Below are 18114 nucleotides of genomic sequence, written 5' to 3'. Positions count from 1 at the left end.
CGACTTCTTGAAATGTCTAGACATTCCTGCGAAGCCACGCCTTGATTGTGAACCGCTCTGCATGCCAGAGGCATCATGGAGTTATTCATAGGCTCCTTAAAGTTGGAACCTTTGCCAATATACCGTTGAGTAGGGGCCCGAGCACTTCAAGAGATGTCGGCGATAGAATATCGTCATGGGCAAAAGGCAATCGGTGTTGTTGCATGTCATTTAGGAATGGAGACCAGCACTTATCTACGTCCCAACCTTCAGGCAGTGTCTTTTCCGCAACAAATAATTGCACATTACCAGAATAGGGTTGGGTGTCTGCATCCGATAGCAGGCGTACAGTATCATCGTAATTCGCTACGATATCGTTAAACATTTTGGTCTGCTCTGCCAGTGTTGCTTCATCGGCAAATTCGCCTTCAGCTGCGCTGAGGAATTGCCGTTTCTCGCGCTCTACTTCTTCCCTGGCTTCATCTTCTGTGGGTCGTTTCCATTCCTGGCCTTCAGGTGGATAAGTATCGAATAATCCGACAAAAGCTACCTGGTGGCCGAGTGCCGTCAGCTTGGATGCCAGGGCTACGGCAACAGTACCGCCAAACGAGTAACCCATTAAGTGATAGGGGCCTTTGGGCTGTGCACTTAAGAGAGTTTGTAAGTAGCGCTCAACGGCTTCGTCCATCGATTCACTGATAGCTACAGGGCCGTTAGGTCGCGGTGATTGAAGGCCAATAATCGGCCAGTTTCCTTCAAGGTATTTGGGGAATCCGGTGTACTGCCATGAAAAACCTGAACCGGGGTTAATACAGAACAGCGGCGTACCAGTTCCAGCCCTAATCGGAAGAATATTGCCAAAGCCCGCTTTTTCAGGATCTTTGCGCAAATTCTCATCGGTCAATACCGCCGCAAGTCCCTCAACAGTAGGAGATACCATAATTTGTCCTACTGTTACTGGAAGGGACAGGCATTGGCGTAGTTCTGCAGCCAGCCGCATAGCAAGTAGTGAATGACCACCAAGCTCAAAAAAGCTCGCTTCTGCTGTTACGGATTCCAAGTCCAGCATCTTGCAGAAGGCATTGGCAATAATTTGCTCAGCCCCTTCACTGGGTGGACGGCCGGAATCAGTTTTATCGCTTTCTGGGTCTGGCAGTGCTTTTCTATCGAGCTTGCCATTGGCACTGAGTGGGAACGTTTCCACAGCAACCAATGCTGACGGCACCATATGTGCCGGTAAGGATTGGGCCAGCTGGTCCGAAAGTGGGCTAAGAGTCTCTGGGAACTTTTCTGGGTTATCCAGTATTACGTAGCCGACCAATTGACGGTTATCACCTGTCGCTTTGCTTTGGCTCAATACGCGCGCGTGAACGGCAGCCTGCTTCACTCCCTCCAAGGAAGATAGTGCTTTTTCAATCTCACCAATCTCAATTCGCAGTCCACGAATTTTAACCTGATCATCACTGCGCCCCAGATATTCAACGTTACCATCAGGCATCCAGCGAACGACATCACCGGTGCGATACATTCTCTCGCCTACTGCATAGGGGTCGGATACAAACCGCTCGGCAGTCAGGCCGTGCCTGTTGAGATAACCGAGTGCGAGCTGCATACCGCTTAGGTAGAGTTCTCCGGGAACACCGATACCTACCGGGCGTAAAAATTGATCGAGAATCCGCAGTTGGGTATTCCAAACCGGTTTGCCGATAGGTATGCCCGTACCTTCTCCAAGATTTAACCCTAAATCAGCGGGGCAGTATGTAACGTCAACAGCGGCCTCAGTAGGGCCGTATAAATTGTGCAAAGGCGCTTTAAAGTAACTTGCATAGGCAGAGGCAAGTTCTTTCGAAAGTGCTTCGCCACTACAAAATACCCGGCGCAGCGACTTGGTAAGAGGTACTGAAGATGGCTGGCTATCCAGGTAGTCCACCATAGCTGCGAGCATTGAGGGTACAAAGTGCATGGTTGTTACCTGGTATTTGGAGATAATCTGCAGTAGATGCTCCGGATCTTTGTGGGCTTCCGGTGGGGCCATGACCAGCTCTGCCCCCCGGATCAGTGGCCAGAAGAACTCCCATACTGAGACATCAAAGCTTGATGGTGTTTTCTGCAGCACTACATCATTTTCTGTGAGGTTGTATTCCGCTTGCATCCAAAGCAGCCGGTTCACTATGGCTTCATGGGAAACCAGAACACCTTTGGGGCGACCTGTCGACCCTGACGTGTAAATCAGGTAAGCGGGATCTTCCGGCCGAATTTCCACAGCAATTAATTCATTGGGTGACGACTGCTGGAGAAGATTTTCAATAGCTAGTACAGGTGCGGTGCAGGGCACCGCAGAATTTTCACCAAATCGGTGAACCTGATTTTCTCCAGCAATTATCAGTTTGGGGTTAGCATCCTCCAGCATGAGCGCCAAGCGTTCATCCGGGTAGCTAATGTCCAATGGTAAGTAAGCGGCTCCGGCTTCTATTACAGCTTGTAGGGAGAGGCTGAGCTCAACACTACGCTCAACAGCCACGGCGACAATATCGCCGCGACCTACGTGGTGGGCGTTGAGTTGTGCAGCAATACTGCGAACACTTTGACGCATACTTTGATAGTCAAAGGAGCTGCTTTCGTCTGTGAGCGCTCTACCATCTGGGCTAACTTGAGCTTGCCTAATTAATAAATCGCGTAAAGTGACAGGATCAAATGTCTGTTTGGTGTCATTGATACTTTCAAGAAGCTTGCGCTCAGTGTCCGTCTGCAGGGACATGGCAGCCAACGGTTGTTCTGGATTTTCGGCAACCTGTGTAAGCAGGTCGATAAATCGATGAACAAGGTTTACAGCATTGACAACCGCATCCCGATATTCAAAAAGTATTCTAGGTTTTTCTCCAGGCAATACTAATAGTGTCAGTGGATAGTGAGTAAACCCGCGATTTTGAACTGCATTTAAATGAATCCCGGCGTGATTCTGCTGTATCAGAGCTTCATCGGCCGGGTAATTTTCCACAACCAGAAGTGTATCGAATAGGGTATCTGTGCCGGCAATACGTTGGATTTCACCCAGGCCAATCCCGTCATGATCAAACAGTGCGATTTGTTGCTCCTGCAATGATTGCAGCTGCTTGATCAGGGGTTGTTGAGGTTGCAACTGGACACGAACGGGTAGGGTGTTACTGAATAAACCAATCACCTCATCAATCCCATCTACCGCACTGGATCGTCCAGAAACTGGGCTGCCGAATACTACGTCATTGCGCCCGGTTAATGATCCCAACATTGCGCCCCAAACACCTTGGATCACTGTATTGAACGTGAGTCCTTCCTGTAGGCAGAGCTTATTCAGCTGTTTGTGTAAGTGCTCACAAAGGGGGACTTCTATTTCATGAACTGTTTCTTTATCGCGACTCTCTGCGAACGCGATAGTGGGGGTGACACCTTTGAGAAGATCTCCCCAATGCTTGATGGTATTTTGTTTTTCCTTATTAGACAGTTCCATTACAACAGGATTGTAACGGTTAGGTTCTGATGTGACTTTCCCGGTATCCTCCCGATAAGCTTCAAGCAGGTCCTGTAATAGAATTGGAGTCGACCAGCCATCGATAACCAGATGATGTGCAGTGATTAGCAGAGCGTAATTTTCTACTGATGTTTTTACAACATGAGCATGTAGCAGAGGTGTACGGGTTTCGGCATGCATACGAATATCAAAATGCAGCCCGGCCTGCTGCAGCTCCAGATTAAGTAGCATCTCCTGTTGCTGTGGTTCTGGAAGCTGGCTCAAGTCAATTTCTGTCAAAGGCCATTTTCCAGCAGTATCGGCATCGCTACTGATTTGGGGAATAAGCTGCAGAGGAGCATCCCAGGATTCGCAGTCGAATAGGGCTCCTAGTTGAGGGTGCTTAGCTAAAGTGGAGTTTAGGGCTCGACCCAACCGGTAGATATCCAGTTCACCTTCGAGAGTTAATTTTGTCGTAAAGCTATAGGAGTTTTCCTCGCTACCCAATTCGGTCTGGAACAGTAGACCTTCCTGTAGGGGAAGCACAGGGAGTACAGCGGTCAGAGGGCCATATTTGGTCTCTGCTTCAACCAGGGGTAATCCCAATGTCGCCGGTGAAATTTCTTTGGATTGCTTCTCTAAAGGTGTGAGATTGAGGGCGATCTGCTCAGCAGAGCGCAACTTGAAAATTTCTTTTGGGCGCAGATCGTAGCCAGCTTTGCGCATTGCCGTGCAGAGGCGCATCGCTGAAATACTGTCTCCTCCCAATTGGAAGAAATCATCTTCTGCTCCAATATTGTCGATCTCCAAAGTGCTCGCAATAGCGCTACACACAAGTCTCTCAGCGGTTCCTATTGCCGCTCTTGAACTTTTCTGAGGCGTGGCAGAAGGCATTGGCAAGGCCTTTTTATCGAGCTTGCCACTCACAGTTAGAGGAAACTCTTCGAGAATAATTAAGCTAGCAGGCACCATATAATCTGGTAGCTGCTCGTTCAGTTGTTGTATAAGTCGGCTCAGAATCTCCTGCTTATTGCCGTTAGACGGTGTCTTCAGCGTACAGTAAGCAAGCAATTGATTTCCTGTAGCAATTGGTTTGGCAATTACAGCCACTTCTTTGGTTTCGTCGAGAGATGAAAATGCAGCTTCTACATCGCCGAGCTCAACCCTGAATCCACGTACTTTTACCTGGTTGTCACAGCGCCCGATAAACTCCAATTCTCCATGGGTGCCCCAGCGAACCAAGTCCCCAGTTAAGTACATAACTTTACCGGGGCGGTAGGGGTTTGCTACAAAGCGGCTGGCAGTGGTTTCTGGGCGGCGCAGATATCCAATGGTCATATTGTCCCCTGCGAGATAGAGCTCGCCGGGAACACCAATGGGAACTGGACGCAGTCGTTTATCCAATACATAAACTTCGGTGTTGGCTAGCGGACTACCAATAACCGGCTCAGCCAGATCTGTGGATACCTGTGCACTGGTCGCATAGACGGTGAATTCTGTGGGGCCGTAAATATTATGCGCTTGCAGTTTGGGGAACTGTTGTAATTGAGACCATAAGGCTGGAGATATGGCCTCCCCGCAAATATCCATCAAGATCGGGTGATGGTGGCCTTCATCCATCAGTCCGGCTTCCATTAGTTGAGTAGCCAATGATGGAGCGACGGCAAGAGTATCTATTTTTAATGTGCGGATAGAATCGATTAACCCATAAACATCTCGTTTGGCATCGTCACCAAACAAGTGCAGCTCATGGCCGAGCATCATAAGAAGAATTGGATCCCAGGATGTATCAAATGAAAATGAGCCAGTCAGTGCTACCTTTAAGCGGGTGTTGGCACAATGTTCAATGGCATTTTCAAAAATTTCCTTTTGCAGGGCTAGCGCCAGGTTAAGGAGCGCCCCGTGAGGTACCATTACACCTTTAGGCTTTCCGGTAGAACCTGAGGTATAAAATATATAGGCCCTCTGCTCCCCAGAATTAATCAATGCCTGGTCGCTATACGTTTTGGGGGTGGCAAGCGCTGCTGCATTCAGATGCAGTTGGTCAACAAAGGATGGTAGCCTGTGGGCATGATTGGATAATGTAATAACCTGTGCCGGCTGCGCATCGTCACACATAATGGCAATACGCTCATCCGGGTGCGTAAGGTCGAGCGGTAGGTACGTGGCACCAGAGTAGAACACTGCCAGGATGGCGGCAATAGAGTCAACGGTTCTTGGCAGAGCGACGGCAACAATGTCCTGTGGTGTTATTCCCTTGTTCTGTAAGGAAGCACAAATCTGTAGCGCGCGCAGTGAAAGTTCACTGAATGAAATTTCCTGCCCCTCGAAAACCAGGGCATTTTCATTGCTGCGAGTGTGCACTTGCTGTAAAAAAATATCCAAGGCACTGATATGACTTTCAGTATTGGTGATTTCTATGCCTTTAGCCCAGCTGTCGATAAGGCCTTTTTCACCGATAGGTATTAGAGAGAATTCACTGGATAAACAGTGGCTATTATGGTGAGCCTGAACAAAGAGATCGCTGATTCTATGTCTGTGGAGTTCTAGCTCCTTTTCACTGTATCGATGAGCGTTGGCTGCGAGTTCAATAGTTATTGTTTCTTTGCCGAAGTAAATTGAAAACTCTATGTCTTCAATGGGGCCTGTTGTTATTTGATAGGTTTTACCGGGGGCCCCATCAAAATTGAGTGTGTAGTCAAAGATCTTGCAATTGATAGTGGGGCCATACAGACGTCTGTGTGAGCCGACCAGCCCAAGATCTCTTTGTAGCTGCTCGGATTCGTAGCGCTGATGTTTACGGATTTTGCGTAATTCCCTGGATAGAGAGCGGGCAATATCAAAAATATTTTGCTCGGCGCTGATTTCAAGTTGTAATGGCAGTACATTAGCAACGGGACCTGTAGAGTTAAGTGCGGAGGAGCCCATACGCCGCATAAATGGGTAGCCTACGGTAACTTTATTGCTATCACATATTCTGGATAAATAAATAAAGATCATTGCTGTGGTAAGGTCGACCACCGACAGTTTCTTTGCGTCCGTCAGCTGGGTTAGATTTTCAATTAAACTTCGAGCTATCGAATTACTTTGACGATGCACAAGGCTGTTGGTGTTGTCGAGCGAGCTGGTAGTCTTACTCGACAACGTCAGTGGTGCTGTCAAGCCCTTGGCGTATTCTGTCCAAAAGGCTCGATCCTGTTTGAATTTTTCCGATTCGGCATACTCTAAGTACTCATCAACGACTGCGGAAAACCCCGTAAATGGAGAGCTGGCTATTGGTGCACCGTTAGTAAGTGCATTATAAATTTTCTCGATTCTTTTAGTGAGGGCGGTAAAGCTGAAGCCATCCACCATTAAATGGTGATAGCGCTGGTACCAGAGAAAGTGTTGCCCATTTGAACTATCGGGTAACTGAAAAATAATATGATGATAGAGGCAAGTTTCGCTATCTGCTCTTAATTCCCCTTGAATATCATTGAGCATCAAGGATTTTGCAGCAGCTACCGGATCAAGCGGATCTTCAATTTTTATGAGGTCTACAGCGTTTAAGGATTCAGGTTCGGGCGCTGACTGGAGCTGTTGGACCGGAATGTTATCTTCCTGGTGATATTTTGCATGAATCGTGTCAGCTTCACTTAATCCAATATGAATAGCTTTTGTCAGCAGCTCCACATTAATTGCGCCGTGGAACTCTACATACTGGGCCACGGCGAAGGTATTGCTGCTTTCCGAAAGTTGATCAGCCAACCAGATTCCTACTTGAGGTCCCACCAAAGGGTAAGTGTTATCGCTAAGCTTACTTGCAGAAATGGTTGCGCTTTCTTCTTGCACAGTAACAATCCTTTTTCAACATATTGAGTTGGCACAATGTCTAGGTGGGAAAAAAGTGGCCAAATATTTCGTCCTGATCTACTTGGCCACGCCCCTGAAATATGAAAATAGTGTGGCACAGACCTTAGCCGTATTTTCAAGCGGGTGTTGCTGGCACTTTCCAGCTGCAGTTAGTCCCTTAACCGCCAATAAATAGAGTCTTAAACCTCTCAAGTCTTATTGGTTGTATTTACTCTTTACGAGAAGTAGCACAACCGCAGAAACTGACCGCTATCAATGATTGAGGCTTTTCCAGTTCTCTTCTATATATTCAACACATAGTCGACGATCCTGAGGTCCATATACTGTCTTCCAGCCCCTTGGGATTCCTGCAAATTCTGGCCACAGACTGTGTTGGCCAAGATCGTTAGTTAACACAAAAAATTGGTGGCTCTCATCATCAAATGGATTTTGGTATTCTGATTGCATAGCAACTTTAATCCTGATAACTGAAATTTTGTAATAAATATGAAAGACCCGTGATTAGTCCCTCACGCCAACACAGAGTGTCGTGTCCGCCGACAAATTTCTGGTACTTAACATCAAAGCTTTTACTATTTAGGACTTTATTCAGCTGGTCATTTACTCTGATTAAGGAATATTCCCGAGTGCCCACCTGCTGAAAAATCTTCAGTCTGGCTGGCTGGTAGGTTTCCGATAAGATCTGCTCTGTGAGCCAGCCTTTGTCAGCGCTGTTATTATCTTTACCCATGAGTTTATTGTTTGGCCACCAGAAGGAGCCTGATTGGCTTAATACACAGCCAAATCTTGCGGGCCACTTTAATCCTGCAAACATCGCAGCTAGTCCACCATAGCTTTGTCCAGTAACAATTGTATGCGCTGGATTTTCAGTATGAGGTAGCTCTTCTTTAATCTGGGGGATCAGTTCTTTCTGAATTGCCAGCCAAAAGTCCTCACTACAAGTCAGATCTTTCTCTCGCTGTTTCTCGTTGACTGAATCAATTAATAAATAGAGTGCCGCAGGTAAATGTCCGGATTGTGTCTGTTCCTTCAAAACTGAGAAAATAGGCATTTCTTTTGCCCATCGATCACCATCCAATAGAATTACAAGTGGGCGCTTCTCAGGATCAGATGCTTTGCCACATGCGTAGGTCCAGACCCTGCGGCTAATTCCCAGGATGGAACTTTGCCAGCACACTTCTCCCACGCCGGAAGAATTTTTATTTTCCGACTCTGAAGACTCAGGTTTTAGATCGAATTTTTGCCATAGACTTTGCTCCATAAGTCCTGGCAAATGAATTGCAGAAAACTTTTTGTTCCACGAACCGACACTCGGCGCTTGTCGATTCAGCGGGTCGGGTATGGCTGCTTTAAGCAGGTTGCGCCACCAATGTCTTTGCATTTTTCGGGAATCGTCGTTGGGTTGAAGTGCTTTTTCCCAGTTGGAGCCGATCCATTTTTCTGTAGTTGGAATTAAGCGATAGCTACCCCGCCAGGATTTTTCGATCTCTACTTGCCAATACCACACATCTGTATTTGGCAACCGTTCTAGGGAGGGCGGTGAAAATGTATGGTGGTTCGTTACACAATTTATATCGATATAAACTTGTTTGATCGGTGAGTGAGATTCGCTACCATCTGGGTCTCTCCACAAAAATGTCAGAATTAAATTTTCTTTATTCGAGGGGTTTTTATTAACAAGCGGTAGTCCCTGCCTTTCCATCTCCGACCACCAAAGCGCGCTGCCAATCTCAGAGACACTGGATTGAGTAATACGCAACATATTTGAGTGCATGACAGCGGTCATGGCATTCCTGTGTTTAATGGTTGGACTTTCCATGAATTTTATAAAGAGCCATGTGCTTAATTCTTCTTTTCAAGAAGTAGTAATAACTTGCCAACAGGCTACCGCAAGAGGATGGCTGGTGTAAATAGAAATTATTATCATTCTCGCTTGTGTGGGGTAATTCAAAAACTCAGCAAGGAAAATTTTATTTAGTTGCATGGTCTGATGGCAATTAAACGTGACGGCAATCGCAAGTGGTTACTGAAAAACAGAGAAAATCTGCCTGGGAGGTTGCAACTGAAATAAATAAAAATATATTTTTTAGGTCGCTCTTGTTGTTTTGTCTCGCATATTTAAATGTTTACCTAGCTTATTAGTTTGTGTGACGCCTCCCTCGCTGCTTTTCGCGCAAATACTTCTCAAATATTGAGTACACCAATTGACAAATGCTTTTGGACATGAATTATAATGATAGTCATTCTCATTTGCATATTCAATGGAGTGCCCGTTTATGCTCTTCCCGACTCAGGACACGGAATCTGGACGATTGCCCATTCCCGATTCCGCTGATTTTTTGTTCACTTCCTCTTATAGAAGCTTGCGTGGCAAGGGGGTTTTTACGGAGATCAACCAGCCGGTGATACCGGAGCCCAGTGGAGGCAGTCAGCTGTTCTATGAGTTAGTGCAGGAGGCTTTTGTCAAAGCGAAAGGGGCCGGAATCCGCAACCCTGTTATAGTTGGTGCAGTTCCTTTTGATCTCAGTCAGCAGTCCCGCTTGTTTGTTCCTGCCAAATGCGAATTTTTTGATCGCAGTGAAATGATTACGACCCTTAAAGGAAGGAGCGCATCTGTTCCCCGAGTAGAAAAGATCCAAAGTATTCCCGGTGAATGGCGCTTTAAGCAGTCGGTAGAGCAGGCGATTGCTAATTTTCAGCATAGTGATTTACGTAAAGCGGTTTTGTCCAGAGTGCTAAACGTAGAGTTATCCGAGAAAATCTCCGTTGACGAAATTCTATCTAGGTTAATTGTACAGAACCCTTCCGGTTATCATTTCCGTATCCCCATTGAGGGAGATCAGGAGTTGATCGGTTCAAGTCCTGAGTTGTTAGTACGAAAAGTAGGAAGCGAACTGATTTCAAACCCCTTGGCCGGTTCAGCTAAGCGACAAAACGATCTGGAGAAAGATAAAGCTGTAAGTGAATCGCTACTTACTTCTGCAAAGGACAGCTACGAGCATAAATTGGTCATTGATGAAATTCGCCAGGTACTCACACCGTTTTGTAGCTCACTGGATATCCCGGCTGCCCCTGAACTTATCAGCACCCCGGCTATGTGGCATTTGTCGACCCTCATCCATGGCCAACTAAAAAAACCTGAAATTTCTGCTTTGGAACTTGCTTGTCAGCTGCATCCAACACCTGCCGTATGTGGCTTCCCAACAAAAGATGCCCGTAATTTAATCCGCTTGGTGGAGTCTTTCGAAAGGGGCGTCTTCACTGGAATGGTGGGGTGGTGTGACGCTGAAGGTAATGGTGAGTGGGTAGTTACTATTCGTTGCGGCACGGTTAATGGCAACCATATTCAATTATTTGCTGGGGCCGGCATTGTGGAGGACTCTTGTCCTGAATCGGAATGGCAGGAAACCGGCGCGAAGTTGGGCACAATGCTCAATGCTCTGGGAATCAAACAGCAGGAAGCGCTTTAATGAGTATTGAATTTACGCCTTGGCCAGAATCGGAGGCTCGCCGTTATCGGGATCTTGGCTATTGGGAGGACAAGCCGCTAACGGATATCTTAAGAGTGTCTTGTGAAAGGGATGCTAAAGCCACAGCAATTATTTGTGGTGGTCGACATTTCTCATATGCCCAATTAGATCAGCTTTCCGATAACCTGGCCCACTCCCTGAAATCAAAAGGGGTTAAACCTTACGATACTGCCTTGGTCCAGCTACCGAATATTGCTGAATTTTATATTGTATTCTTTGGGCTGTTAAAAGCAGGTGTCGTTCCGGTCAATGCGCTGTACAGTCATCAGCGCTTGGAACTGTTGGCTTATGCTGATCAGCTTCACCCTTCTCTTATTATCGCCTCGGCTTCTCATGCGTTATTTTCTGATGTTGCTTTTATAGATGAGCTAAAGCAGCAAACGCCCTCCGTAAATCATGTATTGTTGTGGGGAAAGGATAGCTCTGCCGATTCACTTGATGCCAGTATAAATACAACGGAACCTAATGGGGAATTAGAGCCAACTCCTCCTGGAGAAGTTGCTTTTTTTCAGCTTTCGGGCGGCAGTACCGGTACACCGAAGCTTATTCCCCGCACCCATAATGACTATTTATACAGCGTGCGTAGAAGTGCAGAGATATGCGATCTGAGTCCTCAGACCCGGTTTTTATGCGCACTTCCCGCTGGACATAACTTTTCATTAAGCTCACCAGGTGCCCTTGGGGTATTTGATAGCGGCGGTACCGTAATAACAGCTTCTGATCCAGAACCATTAAATTGCTTTGCCCTAATAGCAAAGCACGAAGTTAATATGGTGGCACTGGTACCTCCGGCAGTTTCACTTTGGCTTAAAGCTGCCCCGCAGCACAATGAAAAGTTGACCACGCTTTCTCTAATACAGGTTGGTGGAGCAAATTTTGCTGAAAGTGTCGCTCGCAGAGTGCCGGAAGAGCTAGGATGCCAACTGCAACAAGTATTTGGTATGGCTGAGGGTTTGGTTAACTATACCCGCTTGGATGATGATGATGCTTTGGCTTTTTGCACCCAGGGATGCCCCATGTGTCCTAATGATGAAGTCCGGGTAATTGACGAGAACGGAGATGCGGTGCCTGCCGGAGAGACCGGTATGCTGATTACTCGAGGTCCATACACAATACGCGGTTACTACAAAAGTCCTGAGCATAACAAAAATACTTTCGATAGTGAGGGTTTTTATCGTACCGGGGATTTGGTGCAGCGCGATGACCGTGGATATTTAAAAGTAGTGGGTCGGCAAAAGGATCAAATCAATCGCGGTGGAGAAAAGATAGCGGCTGAAGAGATAGAAAGTCTTTTGTTACGTCATGCATCCATTGCTCAAGCGGCCTTGGTAGCAATGCCGGATGATTTACTGGGTGAGAAAAGTTGTGCTTTTTTAGTGTCAAGTGATGATAGCTTGCGCCCTGTAACTCTGAGAAAGTACTTGCGAGAGCTCGGGGTAGCTCAATTCAAGCTGCCAGATAAATTTAAATTTGTGCAGACTTTGCCGCTTACTCCGGTAGGAAAAATAGACAAGAAAGTTTTGCGCAAAGAACTGCTTGAAAGTACAGCCGCTCCAAAAATTTAAGGTCTTAATATTTATGTCAATTCCATCACTGGATAACTATAGTCTACCCACGATTGATTCTCTCCCCCAAAATAAGGTGGGCTGGAAGATTGACCCCTCCAGAAGTGCTTTGCTTATTCATGATATGCAGGAGTATTTCGTCCGCTTTTTTGGTGAAGGAAGCGAGTTGGTCCGCAATATAGAAAACAATATTGTTGCGGTGCGGGTTTGGGCTAAAAAGCATCAGGTACCGGTAATTTATACGGCTCAACCCACTGAGCAAAGCGATAAAGATCGCGCATTGCTAAACGATATGTGGGGGCCAGGACTTACCAAAGCTGACCCCAGCTTACAAAAAGTAGTGCCTGCTTTGGCGCCAGATGAAGATGATATTGTATTGGTTAAGTGGCGATATAGTGCTTTTTACCGATCTGAGCTTCAGGAAATTCTTGCGGAGAAAGGAAGGGATCAACTCCTGATATGCGGTATATATGCGCATATCGGCTGTTTAACCACAGCATTGGATGCTTTTATGCGAGATGTTCAGCCATTCATGGTGGCTGATGCTGTTGGTGATTTCTCTGAAGAAGAGCATCTTATGGCACTTAAATATGTAGCTAATCGTTGCGGAAGTGTTATTGCAACAGATGATGTCGTATCTCTCGGGGTTTCATCAAAGGATAAGTTAACCTGGTCTTTTCTCAAGGAGCAATTGCTGGAGCTGATTGATGAAGAGCCTGACCAATTTGATGCAGATGAAAATCTCATTGATTATGGACTGGACTCAGCCCAGCTAATGGGCTTGATTACTGATTGGCAAAAGCTCGGAGTCCAAATGACATTCGAAGAGCTGGCTGTTGCCCCCTCACTCAATGGGTGGTGGAAGCTGATTCAGGGTAAATACCCTGAATTAAAAGAGTAGTGGACATATGAATTTTTCAGGGAAAAGGGTTTGGGTTACTGGTGCCGGACGAGGAATTGGAGCAACCATAGCGGATTTGTTTTGTGAACATGGTGCTGCTGTATTTGGTTTCGATATTAAATTTCCAGAGGCTGAGTATGGATATGAGACTGTCCCTTTGGATCTTTCAAATTCGGATCAGATTGCTCAGGTTTGTAAGGGATTACTTACTGACAACATGGGCCCGGATATTCTAGTTAATGCAGCGGGTATTCTACGGGTTGGAGGTATATCCGAACTGACACTTTCCGATTGGCGTGATTGCTTATCAGTAAATGTGACAGGCCCCTTTAGTTTGATAAGAGAGCTGGCGCTCCATTTCAAAAATCAGGGTAAAGGGGCTATTGTAAATGTAGCCTCTAATGCAGCCCATGTTCCAAGACTGGGAATGACGGCATACTGCGCATCAAAATCTGCCCTGGTTGGACTGAGCCATTGCGTAGCTCTTGAGCTAGCAGAATATGGTGTCCGTTGTAATTTAGTTTCACCAGGATCTACAGATACTGAGATGCTGCGTGAACTGTGGGGAAGTGAAGGCAGTGAGGCTGCTACTGTTGCCGGTAATCCAGAAGGATATAAGCTGGGTATCCCCTTAAAAAAAATCGCGAGTACTTCTGATATAGCAAATACTGTTATGTTTCTAGCCTCGGATATGGCTGCGCATATCACCATGCAAGATATTGTTGTTGATGGTGGGGCAACTTTAGGAGGCTAAATTTGCCTTTTTCTCTCCTGCAAATTTTGATTTGCGTTGATAAGAGGGATAGTACACTAAAAATCACCCCCTCAATCGTTTTTTGTGTGTGCATTAAAGTATCTGTTGTGGGTAGAAAGGTGGGCTTACTTTTAAGTCTCTATTTAATTTTCTTTGGTTGTTTACTTACTTTTTTGATGTGTCCTTTTTTGCTGTATTTTTGTCTTAATTTAATGTTGTGATGATGTGGAATTCAGAAGTGTATTTTGCGTAAAAAATAGTGCTTTAAAGTTGGTGCGGTATTAATGTCTGCAACCATTGCCTTGTTTTTTTAATCCCCTTCGACCCTCACTTTATCCTGTTTCTGGTTTTTCTTTTCCCTTAAGCTTGGTAGAGTTGCGCGCGATTCAAATCATACTCTTTAGGGAAGGATGTTGTGAAATTTAAAAGCAGTTCAGTAGTCGTTGCATGTGGTGTGATCTTGAGCGCTTGTGGGGGAAGTGATAGCGGCGGAGGTTCCTCAATCTCAGAGGCGGCGACTCCCTATCTATATTTCAATTCAGCAAAAGTGTTCACTTTTGAATGGTCGGATGTTGAGGGGGCTACCTATTATCAACTTCTTGAGAACAAAGATGGGCAATCTGGCTATGAAGTAGTTAGCGATAAAATTTCTGCAGGTTCTGAAATTGTAGAAATTAAGGTGCCTCTATTTGAGCGATTGAATGCTCGCTATATATTGCAAAGCTGTGATGATACAACTTGCCTGGATTCAAATGAAATATCGATTGATGAGGAAGTTGTCGATAGTATTGGTTATTTCAAGGCTGGTAATGCCGAAGCCGGTGACCAGTTTGGTTGGTCCGTTGCGATTAGTGATGACGGCTCTACCATAGCTGTTGGTGCGACTGGCGAAGATAGTAATGAGTTAAATGAATTTAATAATGCAGCTAGCGGGTCAGGTGCTGTATATATTTTTGATTACGGTGAAGATGGCTGGGTTTACCGAGCTGTTTTAAAAGCTTTAGAGGTTGAAAGTGGAGCTGCATTTGGATCTGCAGTGAGCCTTAGTGGCGATGGGAATACTTTGGCTGTTGGTGCCTACAAAGAAAATGGTGAGGATGATAACTTTTCAGCTGGCGCAGTTCATATATTCACCCGTGAGGATTTGGAGTGGACTCACAGCGCTAAATTAAGAGCAGATAATCATGGCTATTATGATTTCTTTGGTCGGGCGTTGAGTTTAAGTGGTAATGGAACAACCCTGGCAGTAGCAGCCCCATATGAAGATAGTAGTGCTACCGGTGTTAATAGCGGCCCTGATAATGACGAAGCTCTGGATTCTGGTGCGGTGTATATCTTCCAGTATTCTGGGGTTGAGTGGAGTCAAGAAGCTTATTTGAAGGCAAGTGATAGTAATTCAAATATGGACTTCGGCTCATCCGTTAGCTTGAGTGATGATGGTTCCATGCTGGCGGTTGGTGCTATTGGTGGGCATGGTGGCAGGGGAGCAACTTATATCTTCTCCAATAATGGTGGCTGGGCTCAACAACAGTTGCTTACTGCAGATAGTGCAAGTGTGGGCGATCGCTTTGGTTGGGATGTTAGTTTTAGTGGCGACGGCAGCCTGCTTGCTGTGGGTGCCCCACTTCAGGCTGGTGCTTCAGAGGACCCCGATGATCGTGATGGCTTCAATAATGGTGCTGTCTATCTATTTTCATATGAGGAGAATTCTTGGTACCAAAGTGCCTACCTTAAAGCGAGTAACACCGATGAAGATGATGCTTTTGGTACGTCTATTAGCCTGAACAATGATGGCTCACTACTTGCGGTAGGTGCTCAGGAGAGTAGTGCTGGTATAGGTTTCTATGCTGATAGCAATGACAACTCGGCATCTAGGGCGGGTGCGGCCTATATGTATTCGATGGTTGATGGGCAGTGGATTGAGAGCACTTACCTGAAAGCTAATAACACCGATGAGCGTGACTACTTTGGAACTTCAATCGCTTTAAGTGGCGATGGTGATACCCTGGTAGTGGGCGCTCCAGAAGAGCAGGGCTCGGATACTGGGATTATGGCTGATCCAGATTTAAATGATGCGGATGCTGCGGGAGCTATTTATATCTACTAGCTAGACGATATCTTTCTCAATCTCTAGGAATATTTCTATATCAGTTGGACCCATATTCGTGGGTCCAACCATGCTTTACCAACCTGTCTTCTGTAAGTTGAGACCTCAATTTCTTTCCTTTATTTATCTCTCTGAATTTTACTGTTGGTACGATCGAGAGATTAGGGCTCAATTTTTTTAGCCCTATACTTTGAAGATTCTATTTACTTTGCATATTTAGCAAGCAATGGTAGGTGATTGGATTTTCTTTTTGCCAGTTAATGATTAACTTCTTTCTTGGTTGTCAAAGGTTAGGGTTTTTCATTTTGGTGTTGGGTGTCTTGATTTCAAGTATTATTAAACTAGGGTGAATTTGAAAAAGATAATTTTAGCTACCCCCAATTGATTGCGAGCATATCCAATCATTATCGCTCACACGGTTATAATTTAGAGTGCCTGCACGATCACTAGCTCAAAACGCACTATGTGCTGTTTGTGAAGTTAGTTCAATGGGAATTTTAACCTAATTCAGAAAACTCTTCCCTGCTACGGTAATGAGAGCTTATTTCTTCAAGCTTTTGAACAGTCAGAGGGAGGATCCCAGTATAAATAGCAGTTGTTGGTTGTTAGCTGAGGTTTCACAAGCCCGGCACATAAAAAATATAGGCACGAAAATGATCTTATTGGAATTTATTGCGTTTGTTTTAATGTCAAAGCTGCGTAGAATCGGTGGATATTTTTAGTATTTTGATCGTAATTGAGTGAGCCGATTAAAAAGGCTTTACAAACTTGAAGGTTTCGAGTGAACCGAGAATTTTCTAAAAGACCCATCCCCTTAAAGGAGAACGGTAGCGTGACATAAGAGTAAGTAAAAGGCGCTGACCCAAGGTGCGCGAACACCCGGGGCCAGCTAACCAAATTGATACATGTCCTATCAAAATGGCTATATGGATAATACGCTAGAAACCCACTCGTCTTCAATAAAGTGGAGTACATTCAGTAGTTTGGGACCGATTCCCAGGCTCTGGAAGTCTAGCGCCCGCCTTTTCCTCTTCTGTGCCTACCGCCCTCGCGCACCACCCCACATTTCCTCCAAACGTTGAATCACAAGTTCCCCCATCCCGGAAGTGCCCAAACTTTGATTATTGAAGGAAATGAGAATGTTGATTTTAAAGCGACGGACAGGTGAGTATCTAAGAATTGGATCAAATGTCTCAGTCACAGTGCTGGAGGTAAAAGGTAATCAAGTTAAGATAGGTATAAGCGCACCCAAGTCACTGCCTATCCACCGTGAAGAAGTCTATGTGAGGATCAAAAAGAAACAGAAATTGGAGGCTTGAATATGTCGTAAGGAGACAATTCCGGGGGGCAGGCGATTAAGAAACTAGACTCCAAGCATAAAGTTTTAGCCTTTGGCTGGCAGGCGATATACGCACTCTGGTTCGAGTGTCTCTTTGCTGCCAAAAGGCTCTTTTGAATATCAAAGCTAGTTAGGTGGCGGAAGGGCTAATTGTTTTCTGTTAGGTGAACTTTAGAACTCTCCGTTTCTTTTTGTATTACAAGTTGAACTTGCAATCCTTGCTAAAAAGCCAGTTTTTATTTATGCCCCTTTGAAGATACCTTCCACCTTATCTCGATGCAGCGATATTTCCGAGCTTCTTTCGCAATTGCACTCAATAGGGCTTGGGTAATCTCTTCTTTTCGGTTTGTATCGCAATCCTCGATATATAGCTCACTGATAATAGCCCAGGCCGCCGAGCTTTCACTTTCTGGAATAATATTAAAGCTGATATACCCCTCAAGGTTGTGGTCTTGTTCCACAACTAGCACTTGATGCTCTTTCCTCTGAAATAACCTATTTTGCAATTCAAATTGGGTAATATGGAAAGAGTCAGTTGAATTATTATGCCTGGCTAAGCAGCGCATCATATTGTAGAGATAAAAACAGTCGGTGGGATGG

The 18114-nt window shown here is 45.5% G+C and carries 10 protein-coding genes; 6 read left to right on the top strand and 4 right to left on the bottom strand.

Features of this window, described 5'->3' with window-relative positions:
- Positions 1–85: 85 nt before the first annotated feature.
- The 3 genes from ACJJIY_RS20005 to fes form a co-directional block, all read right to left on the bottom strand.
- Positions 86–7297: a non-ribosomal peptide synthetase gene (locus ACJJIY_RS20005; RefSeq protein ID WP_445358691.1), complete on the bottom strand. Its 7212-nt coding sequence runs from the start codon at positions 7295–7297 to the stop codon at positions 86–88.
- 273 nt (positions 7298–7570) lie between these two features.
- Entirely contained in the window at positions 7571–7765 is a 195-nt protein-coding gene (locus tag ACJJIY_RS20000) for an MbtH family protein (RefSeq protein WP_444896655.1), read from the bottom strand.
- 7 nt (positions 7766–7772) lie between these two features.
- Entirely contained in the window at positions 7773–9104 is a 1332-nt protein-coding gene (fes, locus tag ACJJIY_RS19995; RefSeq protein ID WP_445358690.1) for an enterochelin esterase, read from the bottom strand.
- Between the two features lie 490 nt (positions 9105–9594).
- On the opposite strand from fes, the gene ACJJIY_RS19990 reads away from it, so the two are divergent.
- From ACJJIY_RS19990 to csrA, 6 genes are all read left to right on the top strand, one after another.
- Entirely contained in the window at positions 9595–10788 is a 1194-nt protein-coding gene (locus ACJJIY_RS19990; protein ID WP_445358689.1) for an isochorismate synthase, read from the top strand.
- Positions 10788–12413, top strand: a complete 1626-nt coding sequence (locus ACJJIY_RS19985; RefSeq protein ID WP_444896658.1) for a (2,3-dihydroxybenzoyl)adenylate synthase — start codon at positions 10788–10790, stop codon at positions 12411–12413. Before ACJJIY_RS19990 ends, ACJJIY_RS19985 begins: the two co-directional genes overlap by 1 nt.
- Positions 12414–12426: 13 nt before the next feature.
- On the top strand, positions 12427–13314 hold the full coding sequence (locus tag ACJJIY_RS19980) for an isochorismatase family protein (RefSeq protein ID WP_444896659.1): 888 nt from the start codon (positions 12427–12429) through the stop codon (positions 13312–13314).
- A gap of 7 nt (positions 13315–13321) precedes the next feature.
- Entirely contained in the window at positions 13322–14068 is a 747-nt protein-coding gene (dhbA, locus tag ACJJIY_RS19975; RefSeq protein ID WP_444896660.1) for a 2,3-dihydro-2,3-dihydroxybenzoate dehydrogenase, read from the top strand.
- A gap of 415 nt (positions 14069–14483) precedes the next feature.
- Positions 14484–16175: a histidine kinase gene (locus tag ACJJIY_RS19970; RefSeq protein WP_445358688.1), complete on the top strand. Its 1692-nt coding sequence runs from the start codon at positions 14484–14486 to the stop codon at positions 16173–16175.
- Positions 16176–17314: 1139 nt separating this feature from the next.
- Complete coding sequence (gene csrA, locus ACJJIY_RS19965) at positions 17315–17494, top strand: carbon storage regulator CsrA (protein ID WP_444894366.1); 180 nt, start codon at positions 17315–17317, stop codon at positions 17492–17494.
- A gap of 256 nt (positions 17495–17750) precedes the next feature.
- Here the strand turns inward: csrA and ACJJIY_RS19960 are convergent, their stop codons facing one another.
- Positions 17751–17984, bottom strand: a complete 234-nt coding sequence (locus ACJJIY_RS19960) for a hypothetical protein (RefSeq protein WP_444935502.1) — start codon at positions 17982–17984, stop codon at positions 17751–17753.
- Between the last annotated feature and the right edge of the window lie 130 nt (positions 17985–18114).

The sequence above is a fragment of the Microbulbifer maximicatervae (SeqCode) genome (assembly GCF_052468155.1).
This window is presented reverse-complemented; position numbering and strand designations above follow the sequence as displayed.

Bases quoted from the DNA above. Each gene is read 5' to 3' on its own strand.
- ACJJIY_RS20000 (WP_444896655.1), bottom strand. From the start codon at position 7,765: ATGCAATCAGAATACCAAAATCCATTTGATGATGAGAGCCACCAATTT.
- fes (WP_445358690.1), bottom strand. From the start codon at position 9,104: ATGACCGCTGTCATGCACTCAAATATGTTGCGTATTACTCAATCCAGT.
- ACJJIY_RS19990 (WP_445358689.1), top strand. From the start codon at position 9,595: ATGCTCTTCCCGACTCAGGACACGGAATCTGGACGATTGCCCATTCCC.
- ACJJIY_RS19985 (WP_444896658.1), top strand. From the start codon at position 10,788: ATGAGTATTGAATTTACGCCTTGGCCAGAATCGGAGGCTCGCCGTTAT.
- ACJJIY_RS19980 (WP_444896659.1), top strand. From the start codon at position 12,427: ATGTCAATTCCATCACTGGATAACTATAGTCTACCCACGATTGATTCT.
- dhbA (WP_444896660.1), top strand. From the start codon at position 13,322: ATGAATTTTTCAGGGAAAAGGGTTTGGGTTACTGGTGCCGGACGAGGA.
- csrA (WP_444894366.1), top strand. From the start codon at position 17,315: ATGTTGATTTTAAAGCGACGGACAGGTGAGTATCTAAGAATTGGATCA.